This window comes from Erysipelothrix sp. HDW6B, from assembly GCF_011301115.1.
Taxonomy (GTDB): Bacteria; Bacillota_I; Bacilli_A; order Erysipelotrichales; family Erysipelotrichaceae; genus Erysipelothrix; species Erysipelothrix anatis.
This window is the reverse complement of sequence record NZ_CP049860.1, coordinates 366636-382562: the sequence shown is the minus strand read 5'-3', so window position 1 is coordinate 382562 and position 15927 is coordinate 366636. Positions and strand designations below refer to the sequence as shown.

Here is a 15927-nt window from a genome sequence, read left to right as displayed (position 1 = left end):
GTATTATGTTAACGAATAAATTCGCTCATCATTGAATCTTCTTCTTGAACTGCATTTCGTTCTTCACGTTCTTCTTTCAAGCGTGCTGCCAATTCCTTGACGCGCTCTGTAGATTCACGGTAGAGAACTGATCCAGTACCAGCCGGAATTTTCTTACCGATGATAACATTCTCTTTAAGACCCATAAGCGGATCAATTTTCGATTTAATTGCTGCATCTGTAAGAACTTTTGTAGTTTCTTGGAATGAAGCAGCTGATAAGAAGCTTTCTGTTTCAACAGAGGCTTTTGAAATACCGAGAAGGACAGCGCGGTAACGTGCTGGGTTTTTACCTTCCATGAGGATTTCTGTATTGATATCTTGCATACGTTCAACGTGCATTTGTACACCAGGAGAGATTCCTGTGTCTTGTCCGTCGATAACGATGATTTTACGCATCATTTGGTTAATCATAACCTCGATATGTTTATCTGAGATTTCAATACCACCACTTTGGTAAACTTTCTTAACTTCTTTAAGGATGTATTGTTGAACTGCGAGACGTCCAGCATATTCCATAAGTTTCTTAGGATCAACTGATCCTTCTGTCAATTTATCTCCAGCTTCAACTTCTGAACCAACTTTCAACCATGAACGAGCAGGTTGGTGTGGTAATGTTAAGTGTTCTACTGTACGAGTTTCATTGGTAACAGTAATGACATAACCCAATCCATCTTCGGCTGGATGAATATCTGTAATGTTTCCATGAATTTCTGAGATAACTGCAGGTAACTTCGGTGAACGTGCTTCGAACAATTCTTCAACACGAGGAAGACCTTGAGTAATATCTTCTCCACCTGCAACGGCAACCCCACCGGTATGGAAGGTACGCATTGTAAGTTGAGTTCCTGGTTCCCCAATTGATTGCGCCGCAACGATACCAATTGCTTCTCCAACTTCAACATCTTCACCTGTAGCCATATTACGTCCATAACATTTTACACATGATCCATGTTTAGATTCACATGTAAAGACTGAACGAATACGTACTTGCTTAACGCCAGCATTAACGATGCGTTTTGCAGTTAATTCATCAACAAATTCGTCTTCTTCAATGATTACTTCACGTGTCATTGGATCAACGATTGTTTCTTTAATGTAACGTCCTACAAGACGGTCGTGTAATGACTCAACGACTGAGTTAGATTTACGATCGACAATTTCTTGAACGACATATCCGTTATCTGTGTAGCAATCTTCCTCAACGATGGTAACATCTTGAGCAACATCGACAAGACGACGTGTGAGGTATCCTGATTCAGCAGTTTTAAGCGCTGTATCGGTTAGACCTTTACGCACACCGTGGGTTGAAACGAAGAATTCACTAACGTTCAATCCCTCACGGAATGAAGAATAAATTGGAACCTCAATAATTGATGGTTGATAACCAGCTTTTGATTTAGATTGTGTTGGTTTCCCCATCAGACCACGCATACCAGCAAGCTGCGTAAAGTTAGAAACGTTACCACGAGCTCCTGATGTCGCCATCATGTTGATAGGGTTTTGGCGTGGTAGGTTTTCCATTAACTCAGCACCAACACGGTTTTTGATTCCATCCCACAATGACATGAGTTTTCCTTCCCATTCTTGGGCAGTCAAACGTCCACGTTTGTAAAGAACCATAAGGCGTGCAGCTTTCTCTTTACCTTCTTCAACGTATTTTGCTTTATTAGGCGCAACGTTGATATCGCTAAGTGAAACTGTAATACCTGCAATTGTTGAATATTTGAATCCGAGGTCTTTGATGTTATCGAGGATTTCGGATGTTTTGGTTAATGAGTAACGATCAAAGATTTCTTTGATGATTTTCTCTAAGTCTTTTTTCTTGAAGTCGTTATTCAATGGCATTGCTGCAATGACTTCACGAACATCTTGACCTGGCTGCACAAAGAATTTATCTGGTGTAGCCTTGAAGTTATCTGCTGTAACTTCATTGAGGTATGGGAAGTCACTTGGGAACATTTCATTAAAGATCAGTTTTCCAAGTGTTGTCACTAAGTACAAGTCGTTTTGTTTTGCGCTAAATGTTTTCTTCGATAACGATGATGCACGAACACTAATACGTGTATGGAAGTGAATTACTTCGTTTTCGTATGCTAGGTGTGCTTCTGAAGTATTACGGAATGATTTCCCTTGGTTATCACCGTAACGACGCCATTTCGCAGCTTCCGTTAAGTCGCCACGTGCTTCAAATTTGTCTGCCTTTTCATAGAATTCTTCTGGCGATTGTTCCATGTTAAGGTAGAAGTTTCCAAGAACCATATCTTGTGATGGTGTAACGATAGGTTTTCCATCTTTTGGTCCAAGAATATTGCGTGATCCAAGCATGAGTAATTCTGCCTCAGCTTGTGCCATTTCTGACAACGGAACGTGGACCGCCATTTGGTCACCATCAAAGTCCGCGTTAAACGCAGGTGTTACAAGAGGGTGAAGACGAATTGCACGACCTTCGATCATTTTTGGTTTAAAGGCTTGAATACCAAGACGGTGAAGTGTAGGGGCACGGTTCAAGAGAACTGGGTGATGTTGGATAACTTCTTCAACAATATCCCAAACACGAGGGTCTTGACGCTCGATAAGTTTTTCAGCTGCTTTCGCGTTGTTGCTGATTCCACGAACTTTCATTTCGTTGACGACGAATGGTTTAAAGAGTGTAATTGCCATCTCTTTTGGAATACCACATTCGTACATTTTTAAGTCCGGTCCAACAGCAATAACTGAACGACCTGAGAAGTCAACACGTTTTCCAAGCAAGTTAGCACGGAAACGTCCTTGTTTCCCTTTAAGACTGTGTGATAGTGATTTTAATGCACGTCCACCAGCACCTGTAACAGGTTTTGAACGACGTCCGTTATCAATAAGTGCATCCACAGCTTCTTGAAGCATACGTTTCTCGTTTTGAACGATAACTTGTGGTGTTCCCATTTCTAAGAGACGTTTTAGACGGTTGTTACGTGTAATTACACGACGGTAAAGGTCGTTAGCATCAGATGCTGCGAAACGGCCACCATCAAGTTGTAACATTGGTCGTAAATCTGGTGGAATGACTGGAAGCTCAGTGAGCACCATCCATTCTGGTTGATTGTTTGAATTTACAAAAGCCTCAACTGTTTCAAGACGGCGAATTAAACGTTTACGTTTATCCCCTTTTGCTGATTCAAGTTGCGCAAGAACATCATTACGTTCTGCTTCTAAGTCCATTTCTTCAAGTAATGTTTTTACCGCTTCAGCACCTGCCTGCGCGACAAAACCATTGTGTCCAAATTCATTAACATAATCGCGATATTCGCGGTCGTCAATGATTTGTTTGTATTGAAGTGTTGAGTTTTTTGGATCTGTAACAACCCATTTTACAAAGTAAACAACTTCTTCCAATACTTTTGGTGTGATGTTTAATAATAAACTCATACGTGAAGGAATTCCACGTAAGTACCAAATGTGAGCAACTGGAGCTGCTAAAGTAATATGACCCATACGTTCACGACGTACAGCTGATTTTGTTACTTCAACACCACAGCGGTCACAAATTACACCGCGGTAACGTACTTTTTTATATTTTCCACAGTAGCATTCCCAGTCCTTTGTTGGACCGAAAATGCGCTCGCAGAATAAACCGTCACGTTCTGGTTTTTGTGAACGGTAGTTAATTGTTTCAGGTTTCTTAACTTCACCGTGCGACCATTCAAGGATGCGTTCTGGTGAAGCCAAGGCCAATTGGATTGAGGCAAACTCTTTATTACTACTCATCAACATCAGCCTCCTTAAGCTTCTATGCTAAAGTTTTCATCTTCAGCATTTGTTTCGTATTCTGAAATTTCATCTGCTGTATCTTCTACAGGTTCTTCTTCAGGTGCAGTGCCGTATTGTGGCGCAATTTTTCCATCCTCAATACGTTCTTCACTTTCGATAATTTCTTCTTGATTCTCATCTAAGAATTTAACATCAAGCGCCAATGCTTGGAGCTCATGTTTAAGCACTCGGAATGATTCTGGCATTCCTGGTTCAGGAATATCTTCACCATTTTGGATTGCGGCATAGGTCTTCGTACGTCCATTGACGTCATCAGACTTGATTGTAAGGATTTCTTGAAGTGTGTTCGCTGCACCATAAGCATAAAGTGCCCAAACTTCCATTTCTCCAAATCTTTGTCCACCATTTTGTGCCTTACCACCAAGTGGTTGTTGTGTAACAAGTGAGTATGGACCTGTTGCACGAGCATGTAATTTGTCATCGATCATGTGTGATAGTTTCAACATGTACATTACACCGACTGAAATACGTTCATCATAACGTTCACCAGAACGTCCATCATAAAGTACCATCTTACCGTCAGGTGCGACATTTCCTTCTTCCATAATACGGAAGAGCTCATCTGTTTCGATACCATCGAAGACACTTGTTGCAAATTTAACGCCTAAGTTCTTCGCTGCAATACCTAAGTGTAACTCAAGAATTTGACCAATATTCATACGGCTAGGAACCCCTAATGGGTTAAGCATGATGTCAACTGGCGTTCCATCTTCCATGAACGGCATATCTTCTTCAGGTAAAATACGAGAAATAACCCCTTTATTACCGTGACGACCCGCCATCTTATCTCCTTCAGAGATTTTACGTTTTTGTACAATATATACTTTAACAGCTTCACTCACTCCAGGTGGCAAATCATGTCCATCTTCACGACGGAAGATACGAATGTCTTGAACAATTCCTGATCCACCATGTGGAACTTTTAATGAGTTATCACGAACTTCACGTGATTTCTCACCAAAGATAGCAAGTAATAGTTTTTCTTCAGGTGAAATTTCGCTTTGGCCTTTTGGTGTTACTTTACCGACCAAGATATCGCCTTCTTTTACTTCAGCACCAATCATTACGATTCCACGTGCATCAAGATGACGACTTGCGACTTCACTTACGTTTGGTATATCGCGTGTAATTTCTTCAGGTCCGAGTTTTGTTTCACGGACTTCAATTGTATATTCTTCAATGTGGATTGATGTATAAACATCTTCTTTTACAAGACGCTCACTCATGATGATCGCATCCTCGTAGTTATATCCATTCCATGTCATGAAGGCAACAGTAACGTTTTGTCCTAATGCCAACTCTCCATTTTGCATTGAAGGTCCATCAGCAAGAATATCTCCTGCAAATACTTTTTCACCAATCTTAACGAGTGGTTTTTGGTTAATTGCAGTTCCTTGGTTTGAACGACGGAATTTTTGCATTGTATAGGTGCGAGGTTTTCCTTCTACACTATTAACAATGACTTTATTTGCGTCAACATATGAAACCATACCATCTGTTTTACAGATAACAGCAGATCCAGAGTCTTTCGCAATACGATGCTCAATACCTGTTCCAACATAAGGTGAATTAGGGATTAAGAGTGGCACCGCTTGACGTTGCATGTTGGCACCCATGAGCGCACGAGACGCATCATCATTTTCGAGGAATGGAATCGCTGCAGTCGCAACCGAAACAATTTGTTTTGGTGAAACGTCAACCAATTCAACAGTCTCACGACGTGCAAGAATGTTTTCTCCTTGGTAACGAACAACAACTTCATCATTTACAAGTTTGCCATCAACGATTTCGTTCGCTTGCGCAATAACATATTCGAATTCATCATCAGCTGATAAGTAAACAACATCTTCTGAGACGTCACCATTTTCCGAAACGATTCGGTATGGTGTTTGGATGAATCCATAACGGTCTAGACGACCATATGATGTTAAGTTAGAGATCAAACCAATGTTTGGTCCTTCAGGTGTTTCAATTGGACAGATACGGCCGTAGTGTGATGTATGAACGTCACGAACTTCGAAACCGGCACGATCACGTGTAAGACCACCCGGTCCTAACGCTGAAATACGACGCTTGTTGGTAAGTTCTGCTAACGGGTTTAATTGGTCCATAAATTGTGACAACTGGGATGAAGAGAAGAACTCTTTTACCATAGCAGTCAATGGACGTACGTTTGTGAGTGTTTTTGGTGTTAAGTTCGCTGAATCTGATGAGATTGACATACGTTCTTTAACAACACGTTCCATACGGCTTAATCCGATGCGGAATTGATTTTGAATTAATTCTCCAACGGTACGAATACGACGGTTTCCTAATTGGTCAATGTCATCTTCGTTTCCTAAACCATCTAAGAAGTTTAAGAAGTATGAGAATGTTGAGTAAACATCAGACGCCACGATTGTTGTTTTATCCAACAATGGGTCCATTCCGACAATTTTAACTTGGTCTTGAAGATCTTCTGATGTCGAAACATACATTTCTTGCATTGCTGCACCAACTAACCAAAGTGTTAGTGGGCCATCATTTAATGATTCTGTGACCAATTTTTCGTTTGTTTTATTTAAACGTGGGTGGTTAACATTTGGTACGAATAGATCAACAACAGGTGTTCCTTTTGCTGACATCAATGTCTCACCAGTTGCCGTTTGAAGACGACCAAATGTGAAGAGACGTTGTCCGTAGTTTAATACTGACCATACGTTATCTGCTGTTACTTGAACAGGTTTTGCTGCAATTCCTGTATAGATTGTAATTTCAAATCCTTTAAGAGTTGCGATATCTTGCTCTGTTAAAACTGTTCCACGATCAAATTCAAAGTTATCTTCGTAGATATCTTTTGCAAGGATACGTCCGACTAGGTTGATATTTTCTGTAACTTCAAATGTATCAACACCTGGAGCTGAGAAAATATTACGAAGTGGGAACACGTTCATGTATCCACCATGGCGTAATACATCACGAACTTTATTGACATCATCACGGTGTGTGATGTGTGTTCCTTTTGCAAAAATTACATTTCCTTGAAGATCTACTAAATCTTCTGTTAGATATGTATCTTTAATACGGTTAAAGATTTCAAGTTTTTTATGAAGTTTGAAACGTCCCGCTTTGTTAAGGTCATAACGACGTGGATCTAAAAACTTCGCGTTCATCAAGTTAATCGCACCATCCGTTGTTGGAATCTCATCTGCACGTTGGTTTTCGTACATTGATCGTAATGAATCCTCGAATGTTACGGTTTTGTCTAATGCTAATGTATTTACAAGTTCAGGATAGTTTCCAAAGTATGCAGTATAAAGAAGTGCATACAATGTTAAGAACTCACGACGTTCACTATCTAACTCTTCCCACTCATCATGAACTGGTAAGTCCAATGTTCGTAAGAATGTTTTGAATGATGAAACATCAAATGTATCTTCACCTTCTTGTAAGTCTAAACTTAGACCAAATGCCTTAAATAGAATTGTAGAAACGATTGTACGTTTACGGTCAACTTTCATGTTTAAAACACGTCCGTTAGCAGCCTTACGATCGTCACTCATAAATTCTAACCATGTACCACGGCTTGGGATAAGTTCTGACATGAATGTTTCACGTCCAGTCTTATCATCTGTTTCGGACTTGAAGTAAGCCCCTGGTGAACGAACGATTTGTGATACGATAACACGCTCTGCACCATTAATGATAAATGTTCCGTTATCTGTCATTAAAGGAAGATCGCCTAAAAAGACCTCTTCTTCTTTTTCGATAACTTCACCTGTTTGTTTGTTAATTATTTCAAGACGCATGACAGCACGTAAAGGCGCGGCATAGTTTGCCTCGCGTGATCGACTCTCTTCTACATCATATTTCGGCTCTCCGAATGAGTAACCAACAAATTTCAGTTTTACATTTTCGTTATAACTTTGAATAGGATAGATTTCATTGAAAACCTCATCGAGACCTTCATTTTTAAACCATTCATACGCTTCCGTTTGAATTTCTACTAAATTTGGCAATTCCAAAGTTCCACTAACTTGTGAGTAGTCACGACGTGTCGCTTTGTTACCAAATTTCTTTACACTATATACTTGGTTTTTTCCCATTTATGCCATCCTTTCCTGTACTTTTACAACAACCAAAAAAACGCGCATAAATCCACTATTATGCAATTTTATATGTTATCACTTCGTGACCCATAAGTCAATCTTTTTTGGCTTGATAGACATAAAAACCTTTGTCCTTTTTTAATAGTTCACAATTACCAAATAATTCGATACATTTTGCCTGCGCACTTTTAGCACCATGAGATTTTCTCATTACAAATATGAATGACCCACCGCGAGTAAGTGATTCGTACGCTGAATCGAATAATTCGTATAATTTTTCTTTTCCAACACGAATTGGGGGATTACTAATGACTGCATCAAACGCTCCCGTCAACCCATCTTGAACGATGTTAATTCCTTTTACATCGTGTCGTTTAAAATTTAAGTTTGCGAGTTCAACTGCACGTGGGTTAACATCAACCCCTGTGATATTGATATCAAAGTACGATGACAAGATAACGCCAATCACACCAATGCCACTTCCTAAATCCGCAACATTTCCCGTTAATTCTTGATTTGTTACGACTTTTAGAAGAACTTCGGTTCCTCGATCAAGACCACTCTTAGAAAACACACCATCATCTGAATGAACGACATATTCAATGTCTAAAAACCGGAAAGGAACTTCTTTCCGGTTTTGCTTTAGATCTGAATTGTCTGTAAAGTAATGACTCACAGATTATCTTCAATCAGTTTTGAATTATTTAACTTCAACAACTGCGCCAGCTTCCATGAGCTTAGCTTTAAGCTCTTCAGCTTCTGCAGGTTTGATGTTTTCTTTGATTGCTGCTGGTGCGCTATCGACTAATGCTTTAGCTTCCATCATTCCAAGACCTGTGATTTCACGAAGTGCTTTGATGACTCCAACTTTTGAACCGCTGATTTCTTTGATGTAAACTGAAACTTCGCTTGGTCCTTCTGCTTCTTCTTCAGCACCTGCTGCTGCAACTGCTACTGGAGCTGCTGCGCTAACTCCGAACTCTTCTTCGATTGCTTTTACTAATTCGTTTAATTCAAGAATTGTCATTTCCTTTAGGGAAGCGATTAATTCTTCTGATGTTAATTTAGCCATTGTAAATTTTCTCCTTCTAATTAAGCTTCAGTTGTTTCTTCAACAACTGCTTCTGTTGCTACTTCTTCTGTAGCTTCTTCAGCTACTGCTTCAGCAGCTGTTTCTTCAACAACAACTCCTTCAGCTTCTGCACGTTGTTCTGCCACTTGTGACACAGCATATGCAAAGCTTCGGATTGGTGATTGGAACATACCAAGTAACATTGAAATCATGCCATCGTGGTTTGGTAATGCTGAAAGTTCTTTAATTTCTTCAGCGTTAACGATGTTTCCGTCAACTACACCAGCCTTGAGGACTAATTTTTTGTTTTTCTTAGCAAATTGTGCAAGTACACGGCTAGGTGCTACTGCATCAGTACCGAACGCTACAGCGTTAGGACCGACTAATTCATCTTTCAAGCCTTCAAATTCTGTACCTTCAACTGCTCGTTGGAATAATTTGTTCTTGTAAACTTTGAACTCAATTCCTTCTTCACGAAGTTGGCGACGTAATGTTGTAATTTGTACAACGTCTAATCCGTGATACTCAACAATAATTGATGATGCTGAATTTTTAACCTTATCTTGAATCTCTGCTACAACTGCTTTCTTATTTTCTAAGACTTCGTTACGCAAATGATTCACCTCCATTCGATCTCGCGGAAATCAAATTATAACCAAATAAATAAACCCACATCAAAGACGTAGGTTTAAAAGTTTTTTATACTTTTACCTCGGCAACATGATTAAGCGCTAGGCCGTTGCTGTCTTTGGCATATTTTGATAACACTAGTATTTTACCAACATTTGAGCGAATGTCAATCTTATCGTGACATTTTTTCTAATTATTTTAGGAAAGTATTACATATTTGTTGGTGTGCCGTTTTTTAGAGACTCTTATCAAGCTTTTTGGGGACACATCGGTGTTTTGACTTACAATGACGTTTATTATAGAGCGCGAACGTAAGTTGCCATCGATCGTCCAGATTTAGATGCGTGTAGGATGTCGTGATTTCATGAAAGCATCCCCAAAACTTCGGACCAAAATCTTCACTTGTAATTATATTGCGCAGAATGAGTGACGCCCACAATGGATTATCGCGATAGTACTGAGACTGTTTATAGTCTTCCGCAATCGCAGATAAATTATGGTGCGTTTGTCTATTGTAGGTTGCTATCGAAAGTTTGGGCGTAAAAGACACGATTTTATATTGATAACCGGCTTGCGTGATTGGTATACCTACCGAACCTGGATTGATAAAGTATTTTCCACGATAATGATAGTTCTGCGCATCATGTGAGTGTCCAAATAGACAGATATCAAAGGTATAGGATTCGATAAGGGCATCAAATGCCTTCTCAATCGATGCATAGTGTTCAAAGCCATCCCCATGGATTACAAGAACACGATAGCCTCCCAATTCTATTTCTTTTATTCGCGCGAGCGTTTTAATGTACTTTCGATTGGCTTGAGTTAAGTTCGCATATGTCCAGGCAATCGGTTTCATATTAATTGGAACACAGTCAAAATCAAATGTTTCAAAAATTCGCTCACGATTCCCAGAGATGAGGATATCTCCATATTCTCTCACCAAATCCAGTACCTCATTATCTTGATAGCCGTCAGTGATATAATCTCCAAGAAATATGTAGCGATCAACATTGCGATTTTCTGCATCACGTAGCGCCCACTTCAATCCGTGCAAATTCGAATGAATATCACTAATTACTGCAACCCTCATAAATAAAGCCTCGTTTCTACTATCTCGATTTTAACACAAACAAAGGAGCTTTCGCTCCTTCCATCAAACACTTATGTTGTTATTCTGCTGTGTTTCTTGCGATTACCGAACTATTGACGAGACAATCGAACAATTCATCGACAAGTAAAAGCTTGTCAGCTTCATCCAGGCTATATAAATCAACACCTAGTTCTTCGTGTGAACTCACGTTGTTAACAACGTGGAATAAATTTCTCTTAATACTCACTGCACAATGCTTTTGATCGATTGCGTCGGGTACCTCTCGAACCAGGGTATCAATCGTTACTTTCAATTCATTTGAAAGACGAATGAGGTTCCTCATATCAGGATTCGAGTTCCCACTTTCCCATTTCGCAACAGCTTGCTGCGAATAGTTTATACGTGAAGCTAATTTATTCTGTGTTAGACGGAGTTCTTTTCTAATTTTTCTTAAATTAAAATGTAACATCTTTCCATCACCGCGTTTCATTATACATGATTTTACGCATTTTAATATGGTTTTTCACAAGTTTATTCATACTTTTCGCAATTTATTTAAAAATTCCAATTTTGAAGTATTTTTTGGTATCATATGGCTAGAGGTAATTGCATGAAAACGATAAATTTTGAAAATAAAGTGATCCATTTTGTTTCTACTGCCCACGTATCGAAAGAATCCGTTGAAGAAGTAAAAATGGTAATTGAAACTACGCAACCCGATGCCGTTTGTATTGAGCTCGATGCCCAACGTGCACACAGCCTACAACATCGTGACGAACAAAAAGATATTGACATTAAACAAGTCATTAAAAATAAAAAAGTCGGGTCGTTTGTAACCAACTTGATTCTATCGTCCTATCAGAAGCGAATGGCCGATGACCTTGACACTCAAGTTGGCCAAGAAATGCTTCAGGCGATTGAAAGTGCTCAAGCGATTGGTGCTCGAACACACATGATCGACCGTGATGTCCAAATAACTTTTCAACGCATCTGGCGTAATCTGACATTTTGGAAAAAGCTAAACTTGATTGCCACGTTAATCACCAGTTTCTTCACAGATGATACTGTGGATGGTGCGGATATTGAAGCATTAAAGCAAAGTGACTTACTTTTTGAAGCAGTGCGAGAAATGGATGAACATTTGCCGGATGTCTCATTACGCCTTTTGCACGAACGTAATTACTACATGGCTGAGAAAATTAAAGCCGTTTATGGTGATACAATAGTTGTTGTTATTGGCGCTGCACATACCGAGGGCATTATCGAAGCTTTATATGAAACTCATTCGCTAAGCGAACTCAATGTTGTTCCTCCTAAGAAAAAGAATTCTTGGGTTCAATGGCTTGTTCCTGGAATCTTGATTCTACTTGTAACACTGCTTACTTTTAGAAACCCTCAAGTAGGGCTACAGCAATTTCTTGTTTGGATGGGTCTTAGTGCTGGACTTGCAACACTGGGGGCTATCATTGCTGGTGCGCACCCACTCACCATCCTTACAACGCTAGTTACTGCACCAATCGGAACATTAAGCCCATTTCTTGCAGTCGGGATTTTTGCAGGTCTCATGGAGGCCTATCAACGCCCACCGACCACCAAAGATTTTGACGCATTGTCAGATGACATCACAAAGCCAAAACGTTGGTTTCAAAATAAGGTCTTACGTATTTTACTTGTACTGTTACTCACCAACTTGCTCAGTTCAATCGGAACGTTTATTGCTGGTGGGAATATCATTAAAACCCTCTTCAACTTTTAGCCTCTTCAAAGAGGCTTTTAATTTATCTCTGTTTGAATATAACGTATAATTACATGTAGGAGGATTACACATGAAAAACTATACATTAACAAATGGCGTTGAAATACCTGCAATTGGTTTTGGAACCTGGCAAACCCCCGATGGTGACGTTGCTAAAGCGTCCGTTCTCAAAGCACTGGATGTCGGATATCGTCACATCGATACCGCAACAATATATGGTAATGAACAAAGTGTTGGTGATGCACTTGTAGAAAGTGGCATTGATCGCAAGGACCTCTTTATTACTACAAAATTGTGGAATGATATGCGTCATTATGATGAAGTAATGAGAGCAATTGACGCATCTTTAGAGAAATTACAAATCGATGTCATTGATTTGTATTTGGTCCACTGGCCAAATCCTGTTGCGTATCGCGATGACTGGAAGGGTATCAATAGCGAAACATGGCGTGCGATTGAAGATGCTTATGAGCAAGGCAAACTTCGTGCGATTGGCGTTTCAAATTTCCACCAACATCATCTTGAAGCATTGTACGAAATTGCACGCATCAAACCCATGGTTAATCAAATTTACTTAAATCCAAGTGACATGCAAGCAGATTTGGTAGCGTATAATACAGATCATGGCATGCTTACGGAAGCGTACAGTCCTTTGGGAACCGGTAATCTTTTCGAAGTTCCGGAGCTCATTGCGATCGCTGCACAGTATAACCGTACTGTTGCACAGATTACACTCCGTTGGTCTTTACAGCATGGTTTCTTGCCATTACCGAAATCGGTAACACCATCACGAATTGAAGAAAACTTCCAGATCCATGATTTTGAACTTTCTGACGAAGATATGGCACGCATCGATGCGTTACATGGCGTTGCAGGAACTGCACCCAACCCCGATACTAAAAATTACTAATTTCGTTGCGAATTCAAAAAAATCAACACTTAGCCAAATAGGCTTGTTGATAACTTTGGATTCGCTTTTTATGTCATAACTTGCAAGAATTGCAAGTCTTGCCTTATACTTTAATGGCTTAATTTTATTCAACCACTACACTTTTCAAGTTGAATAAACTAGAAAGGGTGATTTTATGATGTATCCCGAACCCGATCACAACTCTGATTCAATAATAAAAAGTGCACTACTGGTTAATGACAGTGTTGTTATTCTCCAGTTCACAACGACCGCAGGTTTTACCACTGACAATATTTTAGAGAAGCTTATGCTTACAAACAAATCCATGCAATTCAAACCTGTCGATGTTCAAATCGAATATGATCAACATACTGTGTATTTGATCGGCGATTATGATGTTAATTATCCAACACATGTTTCCCTTGGTGGCGCGACATATCCCGTTATCATGGCATGGCAGCTCAAAGATGAACTTTATCAATATGATGGACCTTTGGGGGCTTTGTTGTATCCTGACGGAACCGCAGATTTTTATTTGTGGGCACCAAGCGCAGAAATGGTAACCCTTGTTCTTTATGATAAAGATAATCCTGAGCTTGTCTTTGGACGTTTTGCGATGGATAGAAGAACACATGGGGTATGGCATGGTCTTCTTAATAGGGAAAATACATCACTCACCTCAGTTCGCGGGTTCTTTTATCAGTTTGAAATCCTTCGTGATGGTCAAACTTATCTCACTCTAGATCCTTATGCTCAGTCCATGTCGGCATGGACAAGCGATACCGGTTCTACAATTGGTAAAGCTGCTATTGTAAATGCGCAACAGCTAGGTCCAGAGCTTGATTTTGCATCCATTCAAGGGTATGAAACACGAGAGGATGCCATCATTTATGAGATCCATGTTCGTGACTTTACTTCAGACCCCGATATTTCGGAAACGCTTCAAGCTGAGTTTGGAACTTTCGCAGCTTTTATTGAAAAACTTGATTATATTAAAAATTTAGGGGTAACCCACATCCAACTTCTGCCTGTCATGAGTTACTACTTCATTGATGAACTCAACCGTGATCGTATTCTTAACTATACGTCCGCAAACAACAACTATAATTGGGGGTATGATCCACATAGTTATTTCTCACTAACCGGAATGTACTCTCAAGACCCACGCAACCCCGAGCTGCGCATCATCGAATTCAAGAATCTTATTCAAGAAATTCACAATCGTGGCATGGGTGTTACCATGGATGTTGTCTACAACCATACGGCACAAATACACATCCTCGAAGACATTGAACCCAATTACTATCATTTTATGAATCTTGATGCATCACCTCGTGAGAGTTTTGGTGGTGGCCGTCTTGGAACGACTCACGCAATGAGCCGACGCCTCTTAATCGATTCAATTTGTTATTTTACAGAAGTATTTAAAATTGATGGGTTCCGATTCGATATGATGGGTGACCATGATGCCACCACAATCCAAAACGCCTTTGACGCAGCAAAAGCCATCAATCCCAATATTTTAATGATTGGTGAAGGTTGGCTTTCCTACGCAGGTGATGAAGGCATTCGAATTGATCACGCCGCTGATCAGCAGTGGATGCAATATACTCAAGCCGTCGGTTCATTTTCCGATGAAATGCGCAATGAATTAAAGTCAGGTTATGGGAGCGAAGGGCAACCACGTTTCCTCACAGGCGGAGCGCGAAGCATTCATACTATTTATGATAATATCATCGCAAACCCAAGTAACTTTTACGCTGATGATCCCGGGGATGTTGTTAATTATATTGCAGCACATGATAATCTCACGCTACACGATGTTCTCGCACAATCCATTCGTAAGGATCCTAAATTTTTCGAGACGGAGATTTTACAACGCCAACGGCTTGGTAACTTGATCATCCTCACATCGCAAGGTACTGCTTTCCTGCATGGCGGGCAAGAATACGGACGTACCAAACAAATTCTGGATGACATTAACGCACTTCCTTACAAATCAACAATGATGCGTAATGAGGATGGAACACCCTTCACAAATCCATATTTTGTCCACGACTCCTATCAGGCTAGTGACTTAATAAACCGCTTTGAGTGGCGCAAGGTAACAGACTTTGTGAATTATCCCGAACACGTAAAAACGATGAACTATACTGCAGGGCTAATTGCCTTACGTCGTAGCACACACGCATTTACACATCCAACACGTCAAGCGATTCACGATAATGTACGACTGATTAATTCCTGTTGTATTGGTCCAAACGACCTCACAATTGCATACGCTTCGTATGACCCAAGATGTCAATGCGAATATCTTGTCGTTGTGAATGCCGATAATCTCGAGCGATATATAGATTTATCAGGTTATGCGCGAAATCTTTCCGAAGGCGTCATCATTGCTGATCGATCGAACGTTAATCTTAATGGCTTGAACTTTTTTGATGGGGTCATGATTAAAGGCCAAACCCTTATTCTTGATCCACTCACAGCTACAATTATTCGTTTCCATGATTAACAAAAAAAGTAAGTGTCA

The 15927-nt window shown here is 40.0% G+C and carries 10 protein-coding genes and 1 other annotated feature; of the genes, 3 read left to right on the top strand and 7 right to left on the bottom strand.

Annotation, left to right across the window (positions count from 1 at the left end; genetic code table 11):
• Window positions 1–8: 8 nt before the first annotated feature.
• The 7 genes from rpoC to G7061_RS01725 form a co-directional block, all read right to left on the bottom strand.
• A complete protein-coding gene (rpoC, locus tag G7061_RS01755; RefSeq protein ID WP_159634330.1) occupies window positions 9–3785 on the bottom strand; it encodes a DNA-directed RNA polymerase subunit beta' in 3777 nt (1258 codons plus the stop codon).
• 14 nt (window positions 3786–3799) lie between these two features.
• A complete protein-coding gene (locus tag G7061_RS01750; RefSeq protein WP_166118215.1) occupies window positions 3800–7933 on the bottom strand; it encodes a DNA-directed RNA polymerase subunit beta in 4134 nt (1377 codons plus the stop codon).
• Window positions 7934–8030: 97 nt separating this feature from the next.
• Window positions 8031–8612 (bottom strand): class I SAM-dependent methyltransferase, encoded by a 582-nt coding sequence (locus G7061_RS01745; RefSeq protein ID WP_159634336.1) that lies wholly within the window; start codon window positions 8610–8612, stop codon window positions 8031–8033.
• 24 nt (window positions 8613–8636) lie between these two features.
• Window positions 8637–9008, bottom strand: coding sequence for a 50S ribosomal protein L7/L12 (rplL, locus tag G7061_RS01740; RefSeq protein ID WP_159634339.1), 372 nt, complete (start codon window positions 9006–9008; stop codon window positions 8637–8639).
• A 20-nt stretch (window positions 9009–9028) separates the two neighbouring features.
• Window positions 9029–9622, bottom strand: coding sequence for a 50S ribosomal protein L10 (gene rplJ, locus G7061_RS01735; protein WP_159634342.1), 594 nt, complete (start codon window positions 9620–9622; stop codon window positions 9029–9031).
• A gap of 38 nt (window positions 9623–9660) precedes the next feature.
• Window positions 9661–9778, bottom strand: a sequence feature (ribosomal protein L10 leader region).
• A gap of 95 nt (window positions 9779–9873) precedes the next feature.
• The gene (locus G7061_RS01730) at window positions 9874–10728 is read right to left on the bottom strand and encodes a metallophosphoesterase (RefSeq protein WP_166118212.1); all 855 of its coding nucleotides are present in this window, start codon (window positions 10726–10728) and stop codon (window positions 9874–9876) included.
• 79 nt (window positions 10729–10807) lie between these two features.
• Window positions 10808–11197, bottom strand: a complete 390-nt coding sequence (locus G7061_RS01725; RefSeq protein WP_159634350.1) for a helix-turn-helix domain-containing protein — start codon at window positions 11195–11197, stop codon at window positions 10808–10810.
• A gap of 141 nt (window positions 11198–11338) precedes the next feature.
• Between G7061_RS01725 and G7061_RS01720 the strand changes: the two genes are divergently transcribed.
• From G7061_RS01720 to G7061_RS01710, 3 genes are all read left to right on the top strand, one after another.
• Entirely contained in the window at window positions 11339–12484 is a 1146-nt protein-coding gene (locus G7061_RS01720; RefSeq protein ID WP_166083181.1) for a TraB/GumN family protein, read from the top strand.
• A 70-nt stretch (window positions 12485–12554) separates the two neighbouring features.
• Entirely contained in the window at window positions 12555–13394 is an 840-nt protein-coding gene (locus tag G7061_RS01715; RefSeq protein ID WP_166118209.1) for an aldo/keto reductase, read from the top strand.
• Between the two features lie 175 nt (window positions 13395–13569).
• Window positions 13570–15909 carry a pullulanase gene (locus tag G7061_RS01710; protein ID WP_166083179.1) on the top strand — a complete coding sequence of 780 codons (2340 nt, stop codon included), beginning with the start codon at window positions 13570–13572 and terminating at the stop codon, window positions 15907–15909.
• Window positions 15910–15927: the final 18 nt, after the last annotated feature.

What these genes read in the sequence shown, in the direction of transcription:
- G7061_RS01710 (WP_166083179.1), top strand. Translation starts at nt 13,570, where the DNA reads ATGATGTATCCCGAACCCGATCACAACTCTGATTCAATAATAAAAAGT.
- rplL (WP_159634339.1), bottom strand. Translation starts at nt 9,008, where the DNA reads ATGGCTAAATTAACATCAGAAGAATTAATCGCTTCCCTAAAGGAAATG.
- G7061_RS01730 (WP_166118212.1), bottom strand. Translation starts at nt 10,728, where the DNA reads ATGAGGGTTGCAGTAATTAGTGATATTCATTCGAATTTGCACGGATTG.
- G7061_RS01715 (WP_166118209.1), top strand. Translation starts at nt 12,555, where the DNA reads ATGAAAAACTATACATTAACAAATGGCGTTGAAATACCTGCAATTGGT.
- G7061_RS01720 (WP_166083181.1), top strand. Translation starts at nt 11,339, where the DNA reads ATGAAAACGATAAATTTTGAAAATAAAGTGATCCATTTTGTTTCTACT.
- rpoC (WP_159634330.1), bottom strand. Translation starts at nt 3,785, where the DNA reads ATGAGTAGTAATAAAGAGTTTGCCTCAATCCAATTGGCCTTGGCTTCA.
- G7061_RS01750 (WP_166118215.1), bottom strand. Translation starts at nt 7,933, where the DNA reads ATGGGAAAAAACCAAGTATATAGTGTAAAGAAATTTGGTAACAAAGCG.
- G7061_RS01725 (WP_159634350.1), bottom strand. Translation starts at nt 11,197, where the DNA reads ATGTTACATTTTAATTTAAGAAAAATTAGAAAAGAACTCCGTCTAACA.